We start from the raw sequence: 17,545 nt of genomic DNA on the forward strand, positions 1-17,545 counted from the left end.
TCCTCCTAACCAATCAATGTCTTGATGTCGTCTTCAACATTTGTAATTCCAGCAATACCAAAATTCTCTACTAATACATTAGCTACATTTGGTGAAAGGAATGCTGGAAGTGTTGGTCCAAGGTGGATGTTCTTCACCCCAAGGTAAAGAAGCGCAAGAAGAACGATTACAGCCTTCTGCTCGTACCATGAGATGTTGTAAACAATTGGAAGATCATTTACATCATCAAGCTCAAACACTTCCTTAAGCTTAAGAGCAATAAGGGCAAGTGAATAAGAATCGTTACACTGACCTGCATCTAATACTCTTGGAATTCCTCCAATATCACCTAAATCAAGCTTGTTATATTTGTATTTAGCACAACCTGCTGTAAGGATTACAGTATCCTTTGGAAGAGCCTGTGCAAATTCTGAATAATAACTTCTGCTCTTAGCACGCCCATCACATCCAGCCATAACAACGAACTTCTTGATTGCACCGCTCTTTACAGCTTCTACAACTGTGTCTGCAAGAGCGAATACCTGCTCATGAGCAAAACCTCCAGTGATTGTACCAGTCTCAATTTCTGTTGGAGGCTGGCAAGTCTTTGCAAGCTCAATGATCTCAGAGAAATCCTTAATCTGGCCGTACTCTCCATCGATATGCTTGCAACCAGGATATCCTGTAGCTCCGGTTGTGAACATTCTATCCTTATAAGAATCGGCTGGTGGAACTATACAGTTTGTAGTCATAAGAATTGGTCCATTGAAGCTTGAAAATTCTTCCTTTTGCTTCCACCATGCATTACCGTAATTTCCTGCAAAATTATCATATTTCTTAAAGAATGGATAATAGTGAGCTGGAAGCATTTCTGAATGAGTATATACGTCCACACCTGTTCCCTTTGTCTGCTCTAAAAGCATTTCCAAATCCTTAAGATCATGACCTGAAATAAGAATACCAGGATTATTTCTTACACCAATATTTACCTGTGTGATTTCAGGATTTCCATATGCTGATGTATTTGCCTCATCAAGAAGAGCCATTCCATCAACACCATATTTTCCTGTTTCAAGTGTAAGTGTAACTAAATCATCTATTGAAAGACTATCATCAAGTGTTGCCGCAAGAGCTTTCTGCAAAAATGCATCTACTTCGGTATTATCCTTAAGAAGTGCGTTTGCATGCTTTGAATATGCAGCAAGCCCCTTAAGACCATATGTTATAAGTTCTCTTAATGAACGGATATCTTCATTTTCTGTTGAAAGAACACCTACTGTCTTTGCCTTTGCATCAAACTCATACTTGTTTCCATTCCATAAGGCAGCCTCAGGAAGACCAGCTTTAGCCTCATCACTGAGCTGAGCAAGTAACTCCTCTTTGATTTCCAAAGATTCTTCTACCTTTGCAGTTATTGCATCGTAATCAAAGTTTGCATTTGTAATTGTAGTAAATAGATTAACTGATACAAGATGGTTTACATTTTCTGATACTTCCTTACCCTCATTACGAAGTGCTGTAGTTACAGCAGAAAGTCCCTTCGTAACATACACTAATAAATCCTGTAAGTTAGCAACCTCTGGCTTCTTTCCACATACACCAGACATTGTGCAACCGCTACAACCAGCAGTTTCCTGACATTGATAACAAAACATTTTATTTTCCATTGTTCGACTCCTTTGAAACCTGTTTTTTGTTCATGCCTAGCACTATAATCCCAAATCAATATCAAAATAGTTGCAAATGCAACTCTTAGAATTGTATTATTAAGGTAGTATATGGATAGGCAGGTGAAAGCTATGAATACTGAAATCGCTTATAACAATGTGGAGCTTTTTGAGAATATCAAGAATGCAGACTTGGATAAACTACTAGTATGCATCCGTTCTTTCAAAAAGGATTATAAAAAAGGACAAACAATCTATATGGAAACAGACAATATTCCATATGTTGGCATTGTTCTATATGGAAGTGTACATATGATAAAAGAAGATATTTGGGGCAATAGTTCCCTGTTTACATTCTTTGGTCCAGGTGAATTATTTGGAGAAAGCTTTGCTGTTCAAAAGGATATTTCTTCATCTGTTATATTTAAGGCAGCTGAAGAAACCAAAGTTTTGTTTCTTGCAGCATCAAATATTATTCATAACTGCCCTAACGCCTGTGCTTTTCATAGCCAGATAGCAACAAACCTATTTCATTTACTCGGAATGAAGAATCAGAAATTCATTAATAAAATAGAAATTCTCTCCAAGGGCAGCATTAGGGAAAAGCTCTTAGCATACATTTCACAACTTGCCCAAGAACAGAATTCTAAATATGTGAACTCCCCTCTTTCAAGAGTTGCTCTCGCCGAATATTTGTCTGTAAATCGAAGCGCAATGATTCGTGAGCTCTCAAAAATGAGGGATGATGGAATTATAGATTTTGATAAAGATACGTTTATCGTGAAGGAAGTGAATTATGGAAAAAAGAATTGATAAAAAGTTGGATAATGCAGAAAAGGCTGTAGCTGAGACATTAAAAAATGAGAGCTATGGAATGGGTATCGGCTCAAAGGTAAAGGCTGCTCCATTAAAGAGACAAGACGGTGCTGATGAGCAATATCATATCCTTAAGCAGATTGAAAACCACCCTTTAAGTATTTTTGCACTTGAAAATGAGGCTATTTCAGAGGCACTTAAAGAACTAAGAAGTGCTATGGAAAACCGTGAAAATCTTATTCCAACCTTGGATAAAGCTAGAGAATTAGCAATTCATTATGCTGAAAAAGGTGACTTGCTCTATCCTCTTCTCAAACTTAAATATCATTTTGTAGGACCATCTGATGTAATGTGGTCAGTAGATGATGAAATTCGCGATGAGATGAAAACCCTTTCCAATAGTGCGAAAGATTTCCCTTCACTTTTAGACGATAATGACTGGAATGATAGACTCGATGCAGTTGTCACTAGAGCAGAAGAAATGATTTACAAAGAAGAGAATATTCTTCTTCCACTTTGCGCTAAGAATTTTTCTGAGGAAGAATGGCAGGATATCGCAAGAGATTTTGACGACTACAAGCCTTGCCTTATAGAAAAGCGTCCATTATGGGAAAAAGCTACTCCAAAGAAAAATATCAAGGACTTGGTGCAAACTGATGAAGAAATCAATCTTCCATCTGGGCACCTCACTCCATATCAGCTAGATGCCATGCTTAACACTATTCCTATAGAGCTTACTTTCGTTGATGAAAATGATATAAATAGATATTTTAATGACGGTGACGATATGAAGCTTTTCAAGCGACCGCTAACGGCTCTTGATAGAGAAGTTTACACTTGTCATCCACCTAAGTTTGACCCAATGGTCCGCTCTATTATTGCTGATTTCAAAGCTGGAACTAGAGACTGTATCGAAATATGGAGCAACCGTGATAACCAAGCTGTACTAATTAGATATATGGCGGTTCGCGATAAAAACCACAACTACGTAGGCACTCTTGAATGTGTACAGCCTATGGGCTTCGCGGAAAAACACTTCTCCAAATAAAAACAATAATAACCCTCCCCAAAAAATGCAATAAGGCGCCTGCTATTTCTAGCAGACGCCCTTGTCTTCATAATTTGATACTATACTGTTTTTACTATTACTTAAATGGCTAAGCCCCTACATAAAACGCTCCATAACCTCTGTTGTATGCATAGACAGAATGCCAGCTCCAAAGGCCTCCATTATTTCTGTGTAGCTATCGTCAATAAACATAATTTCATCCATGTTGAAGCCATCACGTTCTGCAATCATCTTCATAATCAGAACCTTTTTGTGGCGGCTCTCAGTAGAAATCAAATCTCCATGATGTTCGAACACACCTGGATAACATTCTCTCAAGCGATTGTACTTAGAATTATATTCAAAGGAATTGCTGCACTCAGTAAGTCCGTAAATCTTAACTCCCTGCTTAAAGTGCAAATCATCAATTAGATTCTTTACACCTCTAGGAGCCTGACATTTGATGTAAGCATTGTGATTAATGTTGTACTTAAGCCAATCCTCTGGACTCTCAAAACCAACTACACGCTTGCCCTCTTCGTTGTACATCTTAAGGCAAAGCAAAGTGTTGTCAACATCCCCAAATAGAACCTTAATCTTTTTAAGCTTTTCCTGCATGAGTGTCCCCCTTCGCAAAAAACTAGACAATTAACTCTATGATTAATTTTACACTTTTTAGGCCGAAGGTTGAAGTTTAATTATATTATTACCACAAGTAGCTCATAGGGTCTCAGTATTAATGATGATGCTAGATTAACCTTATTCTCACCATAATTGCTTATAAGCAACTTTCCCTTGGACAAATCTGATTCCAAAGAAATCTCTATATCATCTTCACCAAGATTTCCGTATACAAGAAGCTCTTGTCCATCAAGGCTTCGCTTAAAGCTTACAACCTGTTCTGGAACCTCTAAATCAAAGCTCACATCTCCATTTGAGATGATTTCATAGTCCTTTCTGAGAGCTATAAGCTTTTTATAAAATGCGAGAATTGAATCTTCATCGTCAACCTGCGACTCCACAGTAATTGCTTTACCAAACTTTGGAACTTGAATCCAAGGATTTCCTGTAGAGAAGCCATCATTATCAGAAGAATCCCACTGCATAGGCGTGCGACAGTTGTCTCTAGATCGCTGATTAATTATATCAAGTGCCTCTGTGCTGCTCTTCCCCTGTTCAAGAAGAATATTGTAATAATTAAGACTTTCCACATCCTTATACTGATTAATATCTGTGAAGTGAGTATTCAGCATGCCGATTTCTTCACCCTGATATACATAAGGAGTACCTCTCATAAGATGAATCAATCCGCCAAAAAGCTTTCCAGATTCCTTCCAATATTTATCCTCATTTCCAAAACGAGAGATAATTCTTGGCTGATCATGATTGGTTAGAAACAAAGCATTCCAACCATTTTTTGCTGTCATCTGTTCTTGCCAATCTTTAAAGAGCTTTTTAAAAGATATCTTGTCATAAGGCATAAGGGACCACTTGTCCCCATCCTTATAATCCACTTTAAGATGATGGAAACTAAAAGTCATTGCCAGTTCTTTTTCATCTGGATTTGAATACTTAATACAATTATCGATTGAGGTTGAAGACATTTCACCAACTGTTATCATATCTTCTATGCCTGTGTCTGCCACAAGCTCCTTAAGATATTCATGAACTCTAGGGCCATCCGTATAGAAACGTCTTCCATCTCCCTGGCTATCATCCTCTAAGGTATCAGGCTTTGAAATAAGATTTATTACATCAAATCTAAATCCGCTAACACCCTTAGACTTCCAGAAAAGAACAACATCTTTTAATTCTTTTCGAACCTTAGGATTCTCCCAGTTAAGATCTGCCTGAGTAACATCAAAGAGATGTAAATACCATTTACCTAGACTTGGAACATATTCCCAGGCATTTCCTCCAAATTTTGAAACCCAGTTTGTAGGTGGAGAATCAGGTTCCCCATCCACAAACTTGTAGTAATCTTGAAACTCTTTTTCCCCGGCCAAAGCTCGTTTAAACCATTGATGCTCGGTGGAAGTGTGATTAAACACCATATCAAGCATCACCCCGATACCGCGAACCTCAGCTTCTTTTGTTAAGTTTTCAAAATCTGCCATGGTTCCAAATCTTTCATCCACGGCTCTGTAGTCTGCAATATCATAACCATTATCTCTCTGAGGAGATACAAAGAATGGTGTAAGCCAGATATAATCGATACCTAATTCCTTAAGGTAATCAAGCTTTGCAGTGACTCCATTTAAGTCCCCCCAGCCATCTCCATTTGTATCATAAAATGATTTAGGATATATTTGATAAACTACTTTATCTTTGAAATTTAACATCTATTTTTATTCCTCTCTTGCTCCGTATAAATCTTCAGTTGTGAGCTTTTTCTTTCCTACAATTACAGTAAGTGCAAATGGTACAACTATAGATACAAGCATTGAAAGTGCAAACATTCCCATAAATCTGGTCTGAATTGATAAGATTCCAGGAATTCCACCAACACCAATTGAGTTGGCCATTACACCGCTACCAACAGAAATAATAGCTGCAATACATGAACCAATCATAGCGCTAATAAATGGGAATCCATATTTTACGTTAACACCAAACATAGCTGGCTCTGTAACACCAAGGTAACATGAAATACATGCTGGAATAGAAACCTCCTGAGACTTAGCATTCTTTTTCTGTAAGAAAATCATACCAAGAACAGCTGAACCCTGAGCAATATTTGAAAGTGCAATCATAGGCCAAAGAATGGTTCCGCCAAAATCAGCAACAAGCTGAGTATCGATTGCATTTGTCATGTGATGAAGTCCTGTAATAACGAGTGGAGCATAGAACATTCCAAACACACCAGCAAATAACCAGTTGAGTGAGCTTGTAAGTCCAGCGTGTACACCTGCTGAAATCCATGAACCAATCTTCCAACCAATAGGTCCAAGAATGAAGTGTGATGCCATAACTGCAAGTGTAAGTGAGAAGAATGGTACAACAATCATTGAAATAACCTTTGGGCAAATCTTGTTGAAAAATCTCTCAAGAAATACCAAACAGAAGCCTGCAAGAATTGCTGGAATAACCTGTGCCTGATAACCAATCATATTTACCTGTGCAAAACCAAAATCCCACTTTGGAATAGCATCAGCTGCTGCACCTGCAACACCATACGCATTGAGAAGCTGACCAGAAACAAGGGTACATCCAAGTACAATACCAAGAATCTGAGTTGTTCCCATCTTCTTTGTGATAGACCAACAAATACCTACTGGAAGCATGTGGAAAATAGCTTCACCAATCAGCCATAAGAAGCTGTGAACACCTGCCCAAAACTGAGACTGTGATACGATTGTTCCATTTCCAAAATCAATTTCACCAATAACGTTTCTGAAACCTAAAATCAAACCACCAACAACCAGGGCTGGAATGATAGGTGCAAATATCTCAGCGATTGCTGACATAATCTTCTGTAGCTGATTCTGATTCTGTGTAGCAGCTTTTTTCACCTGCTCCTTAGAAACACCTTCAACACCTGCAACTGCAGTGAAATCATTGTAAAACTCTTGAACCTCTTGGCCAATGATGACCTGAAACTGACCAGCCTGTGTGAAGGTTCCCTTTACCCCATGAATCTTTTCGATTGCTGGTACATCTGCTTTAGCAGGATCATTGAGAACGAATCTCAAACGTGTAACACAGTGTGAAACCGCTGCTATGTTACTCTTTCCGCCTACAAGTTTAAGCAACTGTTTGCTTTCCTCAGTAAACTTTCCCATGATAATCTCCTTTTTATAAACAACACATTTTCCTATACCTGTTTAAACAGGTCTTGATTATTTTATACCACACCTGTTTAAACAGGTCAACACTTTTCTTATTTGTTTAATATATCATTTAGAGATTGATGTGATAACGATTTGAATATGTACAATATATATGATACCCTTTTATTGTACTTGTTTAAACAAGTAGAGAGGGGATGTAATATTAATGCCTAAATCGAAGTACGAGAAAATATTTAGGGATATTAAAGAAAAAATTGAGTCTGAGGAATACGAGTATCAATCAATTCTTCCATCAGAAAATACACTTATCGGAGTGTATGATTGTTCAAGAAATACTGTTAGACGCGCCCTTTCACAGCTTGCAGAAATCGGATATGTGCAGGCTATAAATGGTGTTGGCGTCAGAGTAATATATCAACCTATAGGAAAAGCCAGCTTTGTCATTGGAGGCATCGAAACCTTTAGAGAATCTGCTGCTAGAAATAAGTTGAATAGCATCACAAAAGTTGTTCTTTTTGCAGAGATTGTCGCAGATAAAAGATTGTCACAGAAAACTGGGTTTGCTGAAGGAACTGAACTGTATTATATTCAAAGACTTCGTCTTTTAGATGGAAAGCCATGTATTTTGGATATAAACATGTTTGATAAAGCCTTGGTACCAGGTATTACAGAGGAAATAGCTAACAAATCCATATATGATTATATTGAGAACGATCTTCATATGGAAATTGGTATGAGCAAACGTAAAATGACGGTTGAGAAAGTCACTGAGATGGATGAAATGCATCTTTCACTTGGTGATTATAATTGTCTTGCGGTTGTAACCAGCCAGACCTTTAATGGAATGGGACTTATGTTTGAGTACACTCAATCTCGACATCTTCCAGAATATTTTTGCTTTATGGATACTGCAATAAGACAGGGTCGATTGAACTAAATCATAAAAGACTCTAGCCTCAATTATTGAGACTAGAGTCTTTTTCTTATCTAATCATTTCTGTTACCATCTCAGAATCAATTCTTCCATTCTGTCCCATAGGTGTATATCCATACATATAAGACACTGTGCTTCCATCAATTCCAACTGTACATGTATAAAGTCCTGGAACACCTGACACCTTTTCCATAACATGTCCTCCAAGCTCTGAAAGCGTTGGATTTGTCTTGTTAAAGCCACAGAATACAAGTGGAACCATTTCATCCTCATTTGCATATACATAGAAGGTAATTGTGCCATCCCCATTGTTTACGAAACCTTTTCCACTGCTTGGAATCTGTGGTTTCTGAACAGGCTGACTTTGATTTTCTTCCTGCACTGGAGGTTTTGTTGTGCCACTCTGTCCTGGAGTCCATGTACCATCTTCTTTATAAACTCTCACGTAATCCACAAGCATTTCTGCTGAGGTGAAATCTGAATCTGGTACTATGCCTCCATCAAACCATCCACCTACTGCAAGATTCATAATAATATAGAAATCCTGATCAAATGGTGCGGTGTCTGTTGGCGAGCCGGCTGAATACCACTGACTCTTAGGGATATTTGAGAAGCACTGTCCATCCACATACCACTTAATGCAATCTGGCTCCCAAACACAGCTATATACATGATAATCGTCATCAAAACTAGAACCATCAGGGAAGATATAATCTGCACCTGTATAAGTGTTGCCTGGCCACTGACCACCGTAATGAATTGTTCCACTTGATGAATTGGTAACTCTGCCTCTAGCTTCCATTACATCGATCTCACCAGAAGCTGCCCATGTTCCATAAATATCGTCATTAGGAAGAAGCCAAAGAGCTGGCCAAAGTCCCTTGCCTGCAGGAAGCTTTGCTCTGAAATCAATTCTTCCATATGTAAACTTTACTTTATCTTTTGAAATAATCTTTCCTGAAGAGTAATCTGCTGTTACCTTTGTCTGAGCTGGGTCTGTACATGTAAAGGTATGTGGCTGATGCTTTGCAACAAGATGAAGACTGCCATCTCCTACATAAACATTTTCTAAACTATCAGTATAGTATTCCTTTTCGTTATTTCCCCAGCCAGCGGTTCCTGGTTCTGATGGATCAAGAAGGAATCCTGTATTATAGCTCCAGCTATTCATATCTAGGCTGCTACCATTAAACTCATCGTTATAATAGAGTGTCCATCCCTCAAGGGCATTTGCATCGCTACCTGCTCCGCCTACCTGAATATTATCCATTGGTACATCCTCAGGACGGTAAGCATCTGGAGCCCCTACAAACTGATACTCCACATAGTTGTCATTGATTGCTCCATCCTTCTTGCTATTTTCTGGATAGCCAATACGAAGTCTAAAATCCTCTGTTACAGGCTGAAACCAAAGACCGTATACATAATCATCAAAGTAGCCCCACTGATTTTTTGAAGAAGACTTCACATATCCATTTCCCTGGTAAAACCAGCCACTACGAGAGCTGTCACCCAAATTCACCCAATCGTTTCCATCGTAATACTGAATAACAAAGTTATCTAATTCCTTGTTTGTTGGAAGTCCATCGTTATTGTTCTGACCAATATAAGGGAAAACCAAACCACAAGCTCCACTAGTTGAATCGGCAACAATTGTAGTTGAGCCATTTGGATAAAGTTTGTAATCACCTCTCTCAGTATCAGAATAAGTAATTGTATATACCGTATTTACGTTTTCATGATTCTTCAAGGCAAGCTTTACGTTGATAGAACCTTTGTCAGCCACCTTAATCCAATAACCATACTGCTCGATACCACAGTTATTGTCATAAATCCATCCACTATCAGGATTATCGAACATCTTTACATATTGACTATCATCTTCTCCAACACCCTTTACATAAACAACAAGACTGTCAGAATTTGTTCCAAAGCTTCCTCCATCTGAAATAGCATTTGGAAAAGCAATAAATCCTGTACCAGTTCTATTTGCTGAAATCACATCACCTGCAGTTGGTGCAAGAGCTGTGACTTTATCAACATTTGGCTTGTTAAGAATAAGATTATAATCCAATGTGACACTAGGATTTGATTTAGAATATAGTTGCACATATGTAGTCTCACTAACCTTGAACCAATATCCATTAAATCCGCTGTCTGACCAATGACCCCAATTACTGTTGTAAACAAACTCGTTAACAGAATCAATGTCAACCCATTGCCCATCAACCTTTACGTTAACAGCCAAATCATTTACTACGTCATTCCAGCTGCTCTCTCCCCCATTGAATACGGGCATCTGAAATCCATAGCTTGCCTCATTGATTCCTGATGCAGTAAGAGTCGGACCATCCTTATACTCCATAGATGAGATTTTGGATTTGTCCGACTCCTCAGCATGAACCTCATATGTTGTGGCTTGAATAGTACTTGTCACCGCAAGTGACGAAGCCATAAGACACATACAAAGCTTTAACATCTTTGTTCTTTTTAACATTTCTGTTTTCTCCTCCTTTGTTTAATATAGATTTATTTTAATCTCTACAAAAAGAGGAAACAGTGTATTATTTTTATAATGGTTTCATTTTTTATTTTTCCTTGGCAACTCTACCATTTTTCCTATACTCACTTGGCGACACACCTACATATGTCTTAAAGCTTTTCATGAAATGCTTCTCATTGTCATAGCCAACCCTTGTAGAAATCTCGTTGACTTTAAGCTCTGTTTCAATCAAAAGCTTTTTTGCCTCAGCCATTCGTAAGTCCTTTACGTAGTTTACAAAGTTTGTACCAGTATAGTTTTTAAACTCTGCAGAGAATAATGAGTAATTCATTGAAACCTGGTTGCTCACCACAGCCATATTCAGATCCTTGGCAAAGTTCGCATTTACGTATTCCAAGGCTGCCTTAATTTTCTCTTCAGTGGCATCCACCTGTGTACCGCTTTTAATAATTGCATTAGCTTCAACTATAAACTTCATAAAGGAAGCCTTGTAATTCTCTAGGCTAATCCATACAAAAGGATTGATTAACACATCATCAAACTCTCTCTTGTACACAGTGGTGTACTCTTTTGAAAACGCCTTAATAGCCTTTGTAAAATCCATAGGATTAATCTGACCTCTAGATGCTGCAAGAAATATACTTTCCCATTCTTTGATTAATTCTGAAAGTCTGTCTGTTCCCATAAGCTGAACCTTCGCCGAAATAGCTTTGCTGGAAATCAGTTTTTTTGCCTCATCAACTAACTCAGATTTTGGAGCCATCAAATCTGTATCTACTAGAGTTATCCCACGAAGAAATGCCTCTCCTCTACGATTTTTTGCCTGCTGGTAGGCAGTCTTAATATCCGCTCCCTTTGAAAAACAGTCACTTATCCCTATATATTTATCTGTAGGAAAACTTTTCCCATATCTTCTGCTTATGACAAATACATCCTGACCATCCACGTCATTAAGCACCACTCCATCAGAGCACTCTAAATGTAGCCTCTCTGCTGCAACCACCACCTGATATTCGCTTCCTACCACCTTGGTAAGCTTTCTAGAAAGCACTTCCATATTTTCTGGTGAGGCTTCCTTATCACTCAAAATGTATTTCAAAAGCTGCTTATCTATAGCCTCGGAGTTTTTCTCACTCTCTATGCGATGATTGATTTCATCCTCAAGCTTCTGCAATATTTCCTTTAGCTTTTCACGCTCTACAGGCTTAAGGATATACTCTCTTACCCCTTGTCGTAGCATTTCAACCGCATATGCGAAGTCATCGTAACCGCTGATTGCCACCGCCAAAGGAGGATTCTCAAGAGACTGAATCTCCTGAACCAATTCGATTCCATTCATCTTTGGCATTCTGATATCTGTGAAAATAACATCAATATCATTTTCCTTTAATATCTCCATTGCCGCTAAGCCATTGTTGCTTTCATATATTTTCTCAACAGGAACCCCGCTTCGCTTTATCATAGATGCAATTCCCTGTCTAATTAATTTTTCATCTTCAACCACAAGTACTGATTTCATAAGATTAACCCCTAATATATTATTGATATGCAGCCTCTATATTTATCTGCTTCATAGGAATAGTTACGCAAACCTTTGTATAGCAACCTTCCCTGGTAGATACAGTAATTCCGTATTCCTCTCCAAAGGCTATGTGTAGTCTGTCTTGAACATTCTTAAGACCTATTCCATTTCCTGATCCACCACCATCTGGAGCAAGGCCTGCTATCTTGTCTTCAAGCCTTTTCAACTCCTCTTCATTCATTCCTCGGCCATTGTCAGTGATTTCTATTCTACAATCCTGACCTTCCACAATCCCCTTAATATAGATTGTTGTATCATCAGCCAGTTCCTCAATTCCATGAATAATGGCATTTTCAATGATAGGCTGTAGCGACATCTTAGGTATCCTAAGTCTTTCGATTTCCTCTGGAATATTCAACGAAAGGAATATTTCGTAATCAAATCTAAGGTTAATAAGAGCCATATAGTTCTTAATGTATTCAAGCTCATCCGAAATGAAAACTGTTTTTGAAGTCCACTTCATGCTATAGCGAAGAAGCTTTCCAAGACTTGTAATGGCGTCGGAAATATCATATTCCTCCTGCATCTCCGCCATCATTTTTATAGACTCCAGCACGTTATAAATAAAATGAGCATTAATCTGATTTTGAAGAGCCTTTATCTGACTATCCTTTGCCAAAATCTCCCTGTCAATGTTCTGCTGCATCAGCTCCTGAATATTGTCTAACATTCGGTTAACCTGATGTGCCAACTCTCCCATTTCGTCCTCTCTACCAGATTCTATCGTTCGAACAGTAATATCGCCTTTACGAACTGTTCTTATAGTAGAAAGCACCTCATAAAATTTGCTTAAGACTTGGTTTACGATAGCATTAATAGCAAAGGTCAAAACTACAAGAATTATAATCATTCCAAACACAAAGCTATTTCTCTGGGCATATACCCCTTCCACGCTGGAAGAAATATCCTCTACTGAAACCAGTGTTCCAGATAATTCCTTAATATACATACAGGAAATTACACTCTTTTGTGCTCGGTCATAGTAGGTTCTTATTCCTGGCTCCTGCCCCTTTGATACTGCCATGTCCATTTCATCAGCTAAAGCCGTTGCAATGCTCTTAACTGTCTGATTATCTTTTCCACCAAAAATTGCGGTTCCATCCTCTGTAACAAAGCAGCTTGTTTCATCTGAAATATTCTCATATAGAGAAGGAAACATGGTCTGCATCTTCATATTGGCTTCGATAACTCCAATTTCACCATACTTTCTATGATAGATAGGTGTTATAAGAGCCAACATGGGTGTGTTATCAGAAGCCTCAAAAAGACTGTCTCTATAATTGAAAACCCAGCCGCCATTAGCTGCAGTTTCTACCCACTCCTGCTTTTCAAGTCGGCTATTATCAAATAGAACCGGCATAAGCTCCTGCACATTATCGTTTTTACAATAATATCTAACACCGCCCAAAACAGGGTTGTTATTAATAAGTCTTTCAAGGGCAGCTACATCATTATGATATATAGAAATCCACTGGGTGGTATCGTAGGTATTTCCCTGACTCGCATCAATCAGCACCTGGTTCATAGTCTGATTTGACAAGAAAAACTGGGTGGTCATATTTATAGAATCCACGTTGTTCTTAATACTATCCTGCCTACGAACCATGGTGGCATCCATGTAGGAAACATTTTCCTGTATGGTTGATTGCTCCATATTGTAAAACATGATTCCACTTAAAATAGCTATGGGAATCATAACAAATACAAGAATGATTCCCGTAAGCTTTGTATTCAATTTCATTCCTCTAATCGATTCCCAAACGATTTTTAGCTTCAAGGACATACCTGTATCTGTTCTCCTGTAATTGTTCAAAACCTAGCTCGTCTCTCTGGTTTTTATAATCTTCTAATATTTTGTCGAATTCCTGGTCTGAAGGTGCCAGCAGTAGCTCTTGAAGAGTGTCGCTCCATAGGTTATCAAGTTGACTGCTTATATAGGCATCCTCAGTATCAGCTGGAAAAATCACATCATACTGACCGGTGTAGGTAGCATATTTATAGGTCCACTTTTCCAACTGGGAAGTTGGTGATGTGTTCTCGGTTTTCCATTTAAGCTGCATAACATTATCTTGTAGCATCCAGTATGCATCATCAGCCCCATATATCTGATCATAAGATGTTCGGTCTTTATTTAGCAGCTGCAGCACCTCTGGCTTAATCACCTCTTTGCCATCAACAACATCGTAGGTGATTCCCTCCACTCCTAAATAAACCATTTTCTGACCTTCTTCAGAAATCATATAGTCCAAAAACTTTATGGTCTTTTCAGGATTCCTGCAGTTTTTCGAAATCATAGTTATGGTCCAACCACTAGCAGTGTTGGTTGGAAGAATATGGTCTTCCCCCTTTGAGTTCTTTGGCCCGTCTACCGCCATATAAATACTTCCAGGCGCCTTAGAATATAACTCCTTTTGCTGATCAGACATATCAGTATATTGATACATCATGCAAAAGTATCTTCCATCAGCAATTTTCTCTTCCATCTGAATTCGCTGGTCTGTAAAAACATCTGTAGTGATATATCCTTGTTGATTTAGACGTCTAAACATCTTCATCCACTTTATATACTCTGGGTCAGTGTTCCTATCATAAAGCTTCCCATCCTTTTCATAGGGAACCGCCAGAAAGTTTTGCATATATTTATCAAAGGATACATTTCCCATATCATCAAAGCTGTGGGCACCTACTGGAATCAAAGGCTTTCCGTTTACCTCTGGAAACATCTGCGTCGCCTGCTTCACGGCACTTTCAAAGCCCTCTATGGTGGTCATATCTGGACTTCCAATAGCCTCGTATATATCCTTTCTAACCAAAAAAGTCTGATTAGAACCGATGTTATCATGTTCTTTAACATCCTCTGGTGTTACCGACGAACAAGGATATCCATAGATATTTCCATCTCTTTGAGTGTAGAAATCCACTGCCTGTTTATCACATACCTGATAAAAGTATGTATCATATTCATCCGCCAATTCATTAATGGCATATACCATGTCCTTTTGAATCATTTCATTAACCTGTGGCTCCCACCATCCCAAGGTAATCAAATCGGGAAGAGCCCCTGATTTCATCAAAGCATTAAGCTTTTCTTCTTCATTTCCTTGAGGGGTAATGAAATTGATATTAACACCAGTTTTATCTGTAATAGCTCTTGAGACAGCATTACTTCCCCAACCGGTATTAAACCAAGAATAATTGATATACCAATCTAGAGTAACCTGTTGATCAGCACCAGAATTTTTATCAGAGTTTCCAGTTTGACCACACCCTACCGCTAGTGTTGACAATAGAATCATCGATATTGACTTTTTTAAAATTTTCCTTCTAGTTTCCATTTTTTCATTATACTGATTGCATCTTTTGGTTTCAACGAAAACAAGACTGGTGCAAGTTTTTGCTCCAGTCCGTTCTCTTTTGTTTTTATTCCTTGACGCCACCTGCAGATATACTGCTGATAATGTATTTAGAACAAAAGCTAAATACAATCATAATTGGCACTACTGATATAGCCACACCAAGATATATTGCGCCTTGGTTCTTCTGCAAGTCAGTTGCCGCATTAAGAGTAGAGATCATAACGGGTAATGTCATTTTCTTTGGGGTATTCAAAAGTATTAATGGTACCAGGTAACTGTTCCAATTTCCAATGAATGCACCAATGGACATTGTTGCAATTCCTGGAGACATAATAGGGAGAACAATTTTGTGAAAGGTTAGTATTTCTGAGGCCCCATCAATTCTTGCTGCTTCAAGCAACGCTTTTGATAATGTAGATTTCGTATATTGACGTAAGAAAAAGACAATACCAGGAGCTGCTATAGCTGGCACAATTAGTGGCACATAGGAATCAATAAGTCTAAGCTTCTGACAAAGGTTATAAAAACCAATGAGAGAAAGCTGTGAAGGTATCATCATAAAAACTACGATAACCTTGAACAATAAACTATTTCCCTTCCATTCATACATGGCCATGGCATAGGCTGTGATAGCAGAGAAATAAGCTGTTAAAAGGGTTGCAGGCACAGCTACCTTTAAACTGTTAAAGAAACCAGTAAAAAGATTTACATAATCAAATAATACTATCCAATTATCTCTAAGGCTGTGCCCTGGAATAAATGAAAAAGAATGAGTAATCTCAACTCCCGATCGTGTTGAATTGACAATCATAAGCCAAAAAGGAAGCAAGCAGGATAGAGCCAACGCAACGAGAGCTATATATAATATTCCTTTTTTAATTTTATTAGTCATACTCTATTCCTCCTTTCCTCCAATAAATTTAAACTCCATGACTGACACAATTAAAATTATGATAAACAGTGTGTACGCTATTGCAGATGCAAAGCCCACCTGATGTGTTTCAAATCCAAATTTGTAAAGGTACATAACAACAGTCTGAAGAGTTCCACCTGGTGCTCCTTGTGTGGAAGGACCACTGGCGCCACTCATTAAAAATGGCAAATCAAAAAGCTGTAATCCACCAATAAGTGATGTGACTGCTATGTACAAAAGGATTGGTCTTAAAAGTGGCAATGTAATCTTTCCAAAAGTGGTCCATCTTCCGGCCCCATCGATAGCAGCTGCCTCAAAGTAATCTGTAGGAATTCCCTGTACACCTGCCATCAGCATAATGAAAGAATTACCAAACCACATCCATGCTTGAATCACTGATATAACTGCCCATGCAGTCTTTGTATCTCCAAGCCAATTTACCTGCTGGTCAATCACACCAACAGCTAAAAGTATCTGGTTAAAGGTTCCATACTTCCAATCCAAAAGTGTTTTAAAAAGAAATGCAACTGAAGTTGCAGCAATAAGATTTGGCAAATAATAAACTGCTCTAAATACAGGAAGCCCTGTGATTTTATACTTAATATCTGAAAAGACCATGGTAAGCAAAAATGCCAAACCTAACTGAAGTACAATATTAAGGCTCCACATTTTTATAGTGTTACCAAGAGCTCGCCAGAAGAATTTATCTCCCACCACTCTCTTATAGTTTTCAATACCAATGAATGCTGGGTCACCATAACCCTTGTACTCTGTGAAACTAAGAAACAAAGTTCTCAAAACTGGATATACATTAAAAATAAAAAAGACGATGATGAATGGGAGCACAAACAGGTATGCCGCATTATTCCTATTCTTCATCAAATTCTTTATAGAAAAAGCTTTCATCATTTCCTCCCTTCATCACTCTATCATTAACCAGGGCCGGCCTTAGCCAG

Annotated in this window: 12 protein-coding genes and 1 pseudogene; 3 read left to right on the forward strand and 10 right to left on the reverse strand. The window is 38.3% G+C overall.

Features of this window, described 5'->3' with window-relative positions; translation table 11 throughout:
* Positions 1-5 precede the first annotated feature (5 nt).
* A complete protein-coding gene (gene hcp / locus BLR54_RS04380) occupies positions 6-1,646 on the reverse strand; it encodes a hydroxylamine reductase (protein ID WP_090417374.1) in 1,641 nt (546 codons plus the stop codon).
* Between the two features lie 132 nt (positions 1,647-1,778).
* On the opposite strand from hcp, the gene BLR54_RS04385 reads away from it, so the two are divergent.
* Together BLR54_RS04385 and BLR54_RS04390 are read left to right on the forward strand one after the other, a co-directional pair.
* A complete protein-coding gene (locus BLR54_RS04385; RefSeq protein ID WP_090417376.1) occupies positions 1,779-2,459 on the forward strand; it encodes a Crp/Fnr family transcriptional regulator in 681 nt (226 codons plus the stop codon).
* Positions 2,443-3,510, forward strand: coding sequence for a PAS domain-containing protein (locus BLR54_RS04390; protein ID WP_090417378.1), 1,068 nt, complete (start codon positions 2,443-2,445; stop codon positions 3,508-3,510). The genes BLR54_RS04385 and BLR54_RS04390 overlap by 17 nt, the downstream gene beginning before the upstream one ends.
* Before the next feature lie 117 nt (positions 3,511-3,627).
* Here BLR54_RS04390 and BLR54_RS04395 read toward each other — a convergent pair whose 3' ends face one another.
* The 3 genes and pseudogenes from BLR54_RS04395 to treP all read right to left on the reverse strand — a co-directional run.
* Entirely contained in the window at positions 3,628-4,128 is a 501-nt protein-coding gene (locus BLR54_RS04395; RefSeq protein WP_090417380.1) for a hypothetical protein, read from the reverse strand.
* Positions 4,129-4,208: 80 nt separating this feature from the next.
* Entirely contained in the window at positions 4,209-5,852 is a 1,644-nt protein-coding gene (gene treC / locus BLR54_RS04400) for an alpha,alpha-phosphotrehalase (protein WP_090417382.1), read from the reverse strand.
* Between the two features lie 9 nt (positions 5,853-5,861).
* Positions 5,862-7,292 (reverse strand): annotated as a pseudogene (treP, locus tag BLR54_RS04405) (PTS system trehalose-specific EIIBC component); the annotation flags it as partial.
* A gap of 214 nt (positions 7,293-7,506) precedes the next feature.
* On the opposite strand from treP, the gene treR reads away from it, so the two are divergent.
* Positions 7,507-8,238: a trehalose operon repressor gene (gene treR / locus BLR54_RS04410; RefSeq protein ID WP_090417386.1), complete on the forward strand. Its 732-nt coding sequence runs from the start codon at positions 7,507-7,509 to the stop codon at positions 8,236-8,238.
* Positions 8,239-8,284: 46 nt separating this feature from the next.
* Here treR and BLR54_RS04415 read toward each other — a convergent pair whose 3' ends face one another.
* From BLR54_RS04415 to BLR54_RS04440, 6 genes are all read right to left on the reverse strand, one after another.
* Complete coding sequence (locus BLR54_RS04415) at positions 8,285-10,732, reverse strand: glycoside hydrolase family 16 protein (RefSeq protein ID WP_090417388.1); 2,448 nt, start codon at positions 10,730-10,732, stop codon at positions 8,285-8,287.
* Between the two features lie 91 nt (positions 10,733-10,823).
* Positions 10,824-12,257, reverse strand: coding sequence for a response regulator transcription factor (locus BLR54_RS04420; RefSeq protein ID WP_090417390.1), 1,434 nt, complete (start codon positions 12,255-12,257; stop codon positions 10,824-10,826).
* A gap of 19 nt (positions 12,258-12,276) precedes the next feature.
* Positions 12,277-14,103, reverse strand: coding sequence for a sensor histidine kinase (locus BLR54_RS04425; protein WP_090417392.1), 1,827 nt, complete (start codon positions 14,101-14,103; stop codon positions 12,277-12,279).
* Positions 14,066-15,616, reverse strand: a complete 1,551-nt coding sequence (locus BLR54_RS04430; protein WP_242871198.1) for an extracellular solute-binding protein — start codon at positions 15,614-15,616, stop codon at positions 14,066-14,068. Before BLR54_RS04430 ends, BLR54_RS04425 begins: the two co-directional genes overlap by 38 nt.
* Positions 15,617-15,740: 124 nt before the next feature.
* On the reverse strand, positions 15,741-16,568 hold the full coding sequence (locus tag BLR54_RS04435; protein ID WP_090417396.1) for a carbohydrate ABC transporter permease: 828 nt from the start codon (positions 16,566-16,568) through the stop codon (positions 15,741-15,743).
* Positions 16,569-16,571: 3 nt separating this feature from the next.
* Positions 16,572-17,468 (reverse strand): carbohydrate ABC transporter permease, encoded by an 897-nt coding sequence (locus BLR54_RS04440; RefSeq protein ID WP_090418476.1) that lies wholly within the window; start codon positions 17,466-17,468, stop codon positions 16,572-16,574.
* Positions 17,469-17,545 lie beyond the last annotated feature (77 nt).

The sequence above is a fragment of the Pseudobutyrivibrio sp. YE44 genome (assembly GCF_900104335.1).
Taxonomy (GTDB): Bacteria; Bacillota; Clostridia; order Lachnospirales; family Lachnospiraceae; genus Pseudobutyrivibrio.

What these genes read in the sequence shown, in the direction of transcription:
- hcp (WP_090417374.1), bottom strand. Translation starts at nt 1,646, where the DNA reads ATGGAAAATAAAATGTTTTGTTATCAATGTCAGGAAACTGCTGGTTGT.
- BLR54_RS04385 (WP_090417376.1), top strand. Translation starts at nt 1,779, where the DNA reads ATGAATACTGAAATCGCTTATAACAATGTGGAGCTTTTTGAGAATATC.
- BLR54_RS04390 (WP_090417378.1), top strand. Translation starts at nt 2,443, where the DNA reads ATGGAAAAAAGAATTGATAAAAAGTTGGATAATGCAGAAAAGGCTGTA.
- BLR54_RS04395 (WP_090417380.1), bottom strand. Translation starts at nt 4,128, where the DNA reads ATGCAGGAAAAGCTTAAAAAGATTAAGGTTCTATTTGGGGATGTTGAC.
- treC (WP_090417382.1), bottom strand. Translation starts at nt 5,852, where the DNA reads ATGTTAAATTTCAAAGATAAAGTAGTTTATCAAATATATCCTAAATCA.
- treR (WP_090417386.1), top strand. Translation starts at nt 7,507, where the DNA reads ATGCCTAAATCGAAGTACGAGAAAATATTTAGGGATATTAAAGAAAAA.
- BLR54_RS04415 (WP_090417388.1), bottom strand. Translation starts at nt 10,732, where the DNA reads ATGTTAAAAAGAACAAAGATGTTAAAGCTTTGTATGTGTCTTATGGCT.
- BLR54_RS04420 (WP_090417390.1), bottom strand. Translation starts at nt 12,257, where the DNA reads ATGAAATCAGTACTTGTGGTTGAAGATGAAAAATTAATTAGACAGGGA.
- BLR54_RS04425 (WP_090417392.1), bottom strand. Translation starts at nt 14,103, where the DNA reads ATGTCCTTGAAGCTAAAAATCGTTTGGGAATCGATTAGAGGAATGAAA.
- BLR54_RS04430 (WP_242871198.1), bottom strand. Translation starts at nt 15,616, where the DNA reads ATGATTCTATTGTCAACACTAGCGGTAGGGTGTGGTCAAACTGGAAAC.
- BLR54_RS04435 (WP_090417396.1), bottom strand. Translation starts at nt 16,568, where the DNA reads ATGACTAATAAAATTAAAAAAGGAATATTATATATAGCTCTCGTTGCG.
- BLR54_RS04440 (WP_090418476.1), bottom strand. Translation starts at nt 17,468, where the DNA reads ATGAAGAATAGGAATAATGCGGCATACCTGTTTGTGCTCCCATTCATC.